The organism is Actinospineispora acaciae DSM 45401 (genome assembly GCF_000620785.1).
Lineage (GTDB): Bacteria > Actinomycetota > Actinomycetes > Mycobacteriales > Pseudonocardiaceae > Pseudonocardia > Pseudonocardia acaciae.
In genome coordinates this window covers 1-2,773 of sequence record NZ_JIAI01000070.1, presented here as the reverse complement: position 1 = coordinate 2,773, position 2,773 = coordinate 1, and the positions used below count along the sequence as shown (strand labels likewise).

General features: G+C 73.0%; 1 protein-coding gene. It reads left to right on the top strand.

Annotation, left to right across the window (positions count from 1 at the left end; genetic code table 11):
* On the top strand, window positions 1-2,773 hold a 2,773-nt coding region (locus N912_RS64945), incomplete at both ends, for a PP2C family protein-serine/threonine phosphatase (protein ID WP_169748095.1).

Below are 2,773 nucleotides of genomic sequence, written 5' to 3'. Positions count from 1 at the left end.
CCCCCCGCCGCTGGGCCACCCCGAAACAGCCACGGGCGCCCGGCGTGCTGGTCCGCGCCGCCGTGCGGTTCATCGGCCCGCTCGGCCTCGCCGCCGGCGTCGCCGCCGCGTTCACCGCCTCCGGGCCGGTGGCCATAGCCGGCGCGGCCGTCGGCACGGTGATCTGGGTGCAGGCCTGGAAGCGGTCCTGGAACGCCAAGTGGAAGGCCGAGCAGCGGATCTACCCGACCGCCCTGCAGAGCTACCTGCAGCAGGTTCCGGTGCTGGGCCGGGTCATGCACTGGTTGGGGACCACCCAGCTGCTGCACATCAAGTGGACGTTCGCGCACGCCCGCGCGGAGTGGAAGAAGGAGAAGAACGACTGGCTGGCCACCAAGCAGGCCGGGTTGGCCCCCTCGGGCATCCGGGCGTGGCCACGCGGGCTGCGCGCGTGGCTGGTGCGCGTATGGCGGTTCGCCGGCCGGGTGAAGATCAACCGGGCGTTCACCGCGACCGGCTCGCCCGAGCCCGCACCGCCGGTGTTGGGGCTGCTCCTGGTGGCCGACGGCCCGGAGGTCCCCATCGGGCAGCACATCGTGATCGCGTTCAAGCCCAGCGTCGGCTTCCTGGGGTGGGCCGGCACCGTGCTGGACAACACGCAGCTCAACCAGGACCCGGACCAGACGAAGAAGAACCGGATCGTCGGCCCGTTCCCGCTGGTCCGGGGGCCGATCCAGATCTATGTCGGCGGGGTCCGGATCGACGTGTTCGTGCTGGTGTTCGTGGTGGCCGGCAAGAAGCTGGAGGACAAGGGCAAGACGCCGGTCCTGGTGGGCTGGCGGCGGTTCAACCTGCCGCTGCGGTTGTGGCGCTGGCTGCGGGTGCTCGACGTGATGCCGTACAACGCCAAGCCCTGGAACTTCATCAGCCAGATCCAGTACGGCATCGGGGTCGGGCCGCGCCCGGCGCCGCACGCGGAGGTCCAGCTGCCCAACGTCGCCGAGTGGCGGGGCTCGCTGCAGACGATGACCTACGTCGACGACTTCGGCGTCGAGCGCACCGTCAACATGGTCAACGACCTCGGCCCGCTGATGGGCGACAAGCTGTCCCAGCTGTCCCCGAGGTGGCTGCGCGCGATCGCGGGCAAGCTCACGGGCAAGCTGGCCAAGCGCCAGCGGGCCTACCACGACAAGCTGCACGGACGCGGGTTCCGCCAGCTCCACGACACCATCGAAGCCCAGCGTGACCAGCGGGCGAAGGTCGCGACGAAGGTCGGCAAGCTCGGCCGCAGGATCGTGAGCCGCCGGGCTACGCTGGACAGGCACAGCGGGCTGGAGCGGTTCAACCCGGCGCGGACCCGCCACTTCGTGGCGCTGGTCGTGCTGCGGTTGCGGGTGGCGCACCTGGGCCGGCTGGAACAGCGGCTGAAGGCCGTGATCGAGCAGAACTCCGCACGCCAGAGCACCTTCGCCGACTACACCGGCAGCCCGATCAAGCCGCTGGACCAGCCCGCGAACCGCCACCCGGTGCAGCTGGACGTCCAGACCGGCCCGGCCGGCGAGCTCAGCACCGGCGCGCCGGTGCCCACCGGCGCCAAGCCCGACGACAGCCAGGAGCGCGTCGGGTTCGAGCTGCCCTCGGTGGCCGGGCGCAGCGACGCCGGGCACCCGACCAACCGCAACTTCGACGCGATGGCCGCGATCCGCGCCGCCAACGGGCGGGTCGTCGCGGCGGTCGCCGACCAGCAGGGCCACCCCGACGTGCAGACACCGGCCTCTCAGCAGGCGGTCGACGCCGCCATGAACGCGGCCCGGCAGGCATTGGCCGCCGAACCGTCCATCAGCGGCGAGCGGCTGGCCCGGCTGGCCTTCGATGCCGCCGAGGCCGCCGCCGAGGCCGCCTCCACCCCCGAGACCAACCAGATCACCACCTTCACCCTGGTCGTGATCACCCCGACCGGCCCGCACAGCAGCCAGGCCACGTTCATCTGGGTCGGCGACAGCCGCGGCTACACCGTCGATGCCACCAGCACCGAGCAGGTCACCGAGGACCACACCCTGGGCACGATCCACACCGCCGAGGCCGGCCCGGACAACCAGCCCCGCCAGATCATCACCCGCTGGATCGGCGGCGGCCCCGCGCACACCGCCGCGACCGAGACCCGCCAGGTCGACGGCCGGGTCCGGATCGTGCTGACCACCGACGAGCTGCACGACTTCTACCCCGACGCCAACAACCTCGGCGGGATCGTCACCGCCGCCGCCACCCCGGCGGACGCCGCCGACGGCGTGATCGACAACGTGCTGACCGAGGGCAGCGGCAACAAGACGGCCGTCGTGATCGACGTCAACACCGGGCCGCAGGTCGCGCTGCCCGGCCCCGCCGCCGCGGTGACACCCGCTCCCCCGGCAGCTCCCCCGGCCGCGCCGTCCGGCCGGTACATGTCCCGCGACTACAAGCGGGCCCTGACCAACCAGCTGCGCACCCTGGTCGCCGCGTTGAACGACCAGTACCTGGAGGTGCTCGCGCAGGATCCCACCCCGGCCGAGCGCGCCCAGGCCACCTCGGCCCGCAACGCCGCGCTGGGCGACGCGGTGCGCCGGGCCGCCGAGCACGGCCTGTCCGTACGGACCATCGCCCGCATCACCCGGCTGACCAAGGACCAGGTGCGGGCCATCGTGGCCGGCGGCCAGGGCGGTCCGGTCGCCGACGGCGTACCCGGCGACGTCGCCCGCGCCGAGCTGGAGCCCGTCATGCCCGCCGTGGCCGCCGGCGCCCGCCCCCTGCGCGCCGA